This window comes from Sphingomonas sp. PAMC 26605, assembly GCF_000241485.1.
Classification (GTDB): domain Bacteria; phylum Pseudomonadota; class Alphaproteobacteria; order Sphingomonadales; family Sphingomonadaceae; genus Sphingomonas.
This window is the reverse complement of the sequence record NZ_JH584241.1, coordinates 2,087,861-2,092,756: the sequence shown is the minus strand read 5'-3', so window position 1 is coordinate 2,092,756 and position 4,896 is coordinate 2,087,861. Positions and strand designations below refer to the sequence as shown.

The 4,896-nt window shown below is 65.7% G+C and carries 2 protein-coding genes and 1 pseudogene; all 3 read right to left on the bottom strand.

Features of this window, described 5'->3' with window-relative positions; genetic code table 11:
• Positions 1–90: 90 nt before the first annotated feature.
• On the bottom strand, positions 91–1,020 hold the full coding sequence (locus RH90_RS09765; RefSeq protein ID WP_010185405.1) for a right-handed parallel beta-helix repeat-containing protein: 930 nt from the start codon (positions 1,018–1,020) through the stop codon (positions 91–93).
• 81 nt (positions 1,021–1,101) lie between these two features.
• A pseudogene (gene metH, locus RH90_RS09760) lies at positions 1,102–3,718 on the bottom strand (methionine synthase).
• A 44-nt stretch (positions 3,719–3,762) separates the two neighbouring features.
• Complete coding sequence (locus RH90_RS09755) at positions 3,763–4,809, bottom strand: homocysteine S-methyltransferase family protein (RefSeq protein WP_029625201.1); 1,047 nt, start codon at positions 4,807–4,809, stop codon at positions 3,763–3,765.
• Between the last annotated feature and the right edge of the window lie 87 nt (positions 4,810–4,896).

Genomic DNA, 4,896 nt, shown 5'->3' with positions numbered 1-4,896 from the left:
GTCCACGCTGGTACGGTGTGCTGCCCTCACCCTTCCCACTCGGCTACGCCGAGCGGGCCCCTTCCCTCTCCCTATGGGAGAGGGAGATGTTTACCGCACCTCGTACGACCGGATCCCAGCCCCAAGCCGGTTCGCGCCGATCGCGAGCTGATCGCCGCTCATATTGGCGATGAACGCCGGGTTGGTCGGCGCACCCGGCGCGAGGCTCGCGTCGTTGTCCTCGATCCGCAAGCCCGCCGCGCTATAGGTCTTCGCCTCGGCCGAGACGACGATCAGCCCGCTGTGATTTTCCTTGTGCGCGCCCTGCACGAAGGTGTTGCGCGCGATCAGCCCGGTCGCGCCTTGCGACAGGTCGATCATGTAGTTGGTCTTGCTGCCCTTGGTGTCGTCGAAGCTGTTGTCGGTGATCGTGACGTGCGGCGTGCGCAGCTTGACGTAATGCCCGCCGGTGCCACGCTCAAAGCGCGAGTTGGTCACCGTCACCGACCCTAAATTGGCGAGGTAGATGCTGTGCGAGCAGCTCGGCGTTATGTCGCATTGGCCGAGCCCGGCGAAGGTCGAATGGTCGATCACGATCTTCTGGCCGTTGGCGATGCCGCCGAGAATGCCCTCCTGATTGTCGAGGAACATCGAATTGCGCACCACGAGATCGCCGACCTCGCTGCGGATCCCGGCGCCATTGCCGTCGCCGACCGCGATCTTGCGGAAGACGATGCCGTCGACCACCGAACCCTGCCCGCGCAGCACGAACGCGGCTTTATCTTCGCATGCCGTGCCCTCGAAGATCGCGGTGCCCGGCGTCACCGCCTTGAAGGTGATGTGGCCGCCCGACTGGATCGTGCACTGGTGATAGACGCCCGGCGCGATCAGGATCGTCGCGGTGCCCATGCGGATCGACTGCACCGCCTCGTCGATCGTCTGGAAGCCCTGGCCGGTCCCCTCGATCGTGAAGGGTGCGCGCTGCTGCGCGGCGGCGGGGGCGGCGATCGCGATGGCGAGCAGGGGTAGAATGCGACGCATGAGGCTGGCTCCTTTGCGCGGCACGATGCCCGCGGGGAGGCCAGCTGGGAAGGCTAATTGAGGGTTAACCCTCCGCGCTCCTCAGTCCAGATTGGGACGCAGCCAGCGCGTCGCGGTCGCCAGATCGACCCCGCGCCGCGTCGCATATTCCTCGAGCTGGTCGGGCCCGACGCGCGCGACGCCGAAATACTCGGCCTGCGGATGGCCGAAATAGAAGCCCGACACCGCCGCGGTGGGCAGCATCGCAAAGCTCTCGGTCAGCGTGATGCCGGTCGCTTGCGTGGCGCCGAGCAGCTCGAACAGCATCGGCTTCTCGCTGTGATCGGGGCAGGCGGGATAGCCCGGTGCCGGCCGGATGCCGCGATATTGCTCGCGGATCAGCGCCTCGTTGGTGAGCTGCTCGCCCTCGGCATAGCCCCACAATTCGGCGCGGACATGCTGGTGGAGCCGCTCGGCGAACGCCTCGGCGAGTCGGTCGGCGAGGGCTTTGAGCAGGATGTCCGAATAATCGTCGTTATCTGCTTTGAAGCGCGCGAGATGCGCGTCGATCCCGTGCCCCGCGGTTACCGCGAAGCCGCCGATCCAGTCGCCTGCCGGATCGATAAAATCGGCGAGGCACATATTGGCGCGCCCTTCGCGCTTGGCGATCTGCTGGCGCAGGAAGGGCAGTCTTGTCTCCCTCTCCCCGGAGGGGAGAGGGAGAAGAAGAGATCACAACATCGTCCCCCTCGCGCCGGCACGGCCACAGCCCCGCCACGCCCTTGGCGGTCAGCCATTTCTCGGCGATGATCTGGTCGAGCATCTTCTGCGCGTCTTCGAACAGCGACGTCGCGCTCTCCCCCACCACCGCGTCGGTCAGGATTGCCGGGTAGTTGCCTGCCAGCTCCCACGCACGGAAGAACGGCGTCCAGTCGATCAGCTCGCGCAGATCGGCGAGATCCCAATCCTCGAACACGTGCACACCCGGCTGCTTAGGCGCAGCGGGCTTGAGCGCCATGTCGGCCGGAAACGCATTGGCGCGCGCCGCCTCGATCGGGATCAGCTCGCTCTGCCCCTTGTTAGCGCGCGCGATGCGCACCGCTTCATATTCGTCGGCGGTCTTCTGAACGAAATCGTCGCGGATCGTGTCGCTGACCAGCGTCGAGGCCACACCGACCGCGCGGCTCGCGTCGAGCACATGCACGACCGGCCCGTCATACGCCGGCGCGATGCGCAGCGCGGTGTGGACCTTAGACGTCGTCGCGCCGCCGATCAGCAGCGGCATCGTCATCCCGGCGCGCTTCATCTCCTCGGCGACGGTCACCATCTCGTCGAGCGACGGCGTGATCAGCCCCGACAGCCCGATCATGTCGGCGTCATTCTCCTTGGCCGCTTTGAGGATGTCCGACCACGGCACCATCACCCCCATATCGACCACGTCGAAGCCGTTGCACTGGAGCACGACGCCGACGATGTTCTTGCCGATGTCGTGCACGTCGCCCTTGACGGTCGCCATGATGATCTTGCCCTTGCCGCGCGCGCCGGGCTCCTTGGCCGCCTCGATGAAGGGCAGCAGATGCGCCACCGCCTTCTTCATCACGCGCGCGCTCTTCACCACCTGCGGCAGGAACATCTTGCCCGAGCCGAACAGGTCGCCGACGACGTTCATCCCGTCCATCAGCGGGCCTTCGATCACCTCGATCGGCCGCGCGAATTGCTGGCGGCACTCCTCGGTATCGTCGACGACATGCGCATCGATGCCCTTGACCAGCGCATATTCGAGCCGCTTGGTCACCGGCAGGCTGCGCCATTCGGCGGCGGCCTTCTCGGCGACGGCATCGGTGCCCTTGAAGCTCTCGGCCATCGCGATCAGCCGCTCGGTCGCGCCCTCGTCGGTGTTGAGGATGACGTCCTCGCACGCCTTGCGCAACTTGGGGTCGATCTGATCATAGATGTCGAGCTGGCCAGCGTTGACGATCGCCATGTCGAGCCCGGCGGGGATCGCGTAATAGAGGAACACCGAGTGCATCGCGCGGCGCACCGGCTCGTTGCCGCGGAAGCTGAACGACAGGTTCGACAGACCGCCCGAGATATGCGCGTGCGGGCAGCGCGCCTTGATGTCGCGGCACGCTTCGATGAAATCGACCGCGTAATTGTTATGCTCCTCGATCCCCGTCGCGACCGCGAAGATGTTGGGATCGAAGATGATGTCCTCAGGGGGAAAGCCGATCCCCATCAGCAGGTCGTACGCCCGGCCGCAGATCTCGAGTTTCCGCGCGCGCGTGTCGGCCTGTCCGACGGTGTCGAACGCCATCACCACCACCGCGGCGCCGTAGTTCATCACCTTGCGCGCCTGAGCGAGGAATTGCTCCTCGCCTTCCTTCATGCTGATCGAATTGACGATCGGCTTGCCCGAGACGCACTTCAACCCCGCCTCGATCACCGACCATTTCGAGCTGTCGACCATGAACGGGATGCGCGCGATGTCGGGCTCGGCAGCGATCAGCTTGAGGAAGGTGGTCATCGCATATTCGGCGTCGAGCAGGCCCTCGTCCATGTTGACGTCGAGCACCTGCGCGCCGCTCTCGACCTGCTGGCGCGCGACTTCGACCGCGGCGGGGTAATCGCCCGCCATGATGAGCTTCTTGAAGCGCGCCGAGCCGGTGACGTTGGTGCGCTCACCGATGTTGACGAAATTGGTCGAGGAGTTCGCGGTCATCTAATTTTCCTCCCCTCCCGCTTGCGGGAGGGGAAGAAGAAGAGTTACGCCGCCATCGTCATCGGCTCGAGCCCGGCGAGGCGGGTCACCACCGGCGGCATCGGCAGCGCGCGCGGGGGCAGCTCGCCGACCGCCTTGGCGATCGCCGCGATATGCGCGGGGGTCGATCCGCAGCAGCCGCCGAGCACATTGACTTGCGCATTCGCGGCCCATTCGCGCACCAGCCCCGCGGTGGTCGAGGGCTGCTCGTCATATTCGCCGAGCTCGTTGGGCAGCCCGGCATTCGGGTACACCATGATCAGGGTGTCGCAAATGTCCGACAGCGTGCGCACATGCGGCCGCAACTGCTCGGCGCCGAACGAGCAGTTGAGCCCGATCGTCAGCGGCTTCGCATGCCGCACCGCATGCCAGAACGCCTCGACGGTGTGGCCCGACAGGTTGCGGCCCGAAAGATCGGTCAGCGTCATCGACAACATGATCGGCACGTCGCGACCGAGATCGGCCGACGCCTCGAGCACCGCCATGATCCCGGCCTTGGCGTTGAGCGTGTCGAACACCGTCTCGATCAGAATGAAATCGGCGCCCCCCTCGATCAGCGCATCGACCTGCTCGCGGTACACGTCCTTCAGATAATCGAAGTCGATCTCGCGAAAGCCCGGATCGTTGACGTCGGGCGACAGCGACAGCGTCTTGTTGGTCGGCCCGACCGCGCCCGCGACGAAGCGCGGGCGGCCGTCCTTCGCCTGGAACTCGTCGGCCAGCCGCCGCGCGAGCCTGGCGCTCTCGACATTGATCTCGCGCACGAGATGCTCGGCGGCATAATCGGCCTGGCTGATGCGGTTGGCCGAGAAGGTGTTGGTCTCGGCGATATCGGCGCCCGCCTCGAAATAGGCGCGGTGGATCGCCTCGGGCACAGCGGGCTTGGTCAGCGCGAGGATGTCGTTATTGCCCTTCTGGTCCTTGGCGAGGCCGAGGTCGCCGGCATAGTCGGCTTCGCTGAGCTTCCAGTTCTGGATCTCGGTGCCGAACGCGCCGTCGGTGATGAGGATGCGCTTGGCGGCTTCGGCGAGGAAGGTTTCGCGGGTGGTCATCATATGTCCTCTCCCCTCCCGCTTGCGGGAGGGGCTGGGGGTGGGCACCCGACCTAATCGGGCGGTAACGTTCGGGGAGAGCGCGAG

Coding starts and splice junctions, on each gene's coding strand:
- RH90_RS09765 (WP_010185405.1), bottom strand. CDS start 1,020: ATGCGTCGCATTCTACCCCTGCTCGCCATCGCGATCGCCGCCCCCGCC.
- RH90_RS09755 (WP_029625201.1), bottom strand. CDS start 4,809: ATGACCACCCGCGAAACCTTCCTCGCCGAAGCCGCCAAGCGCATCCTC.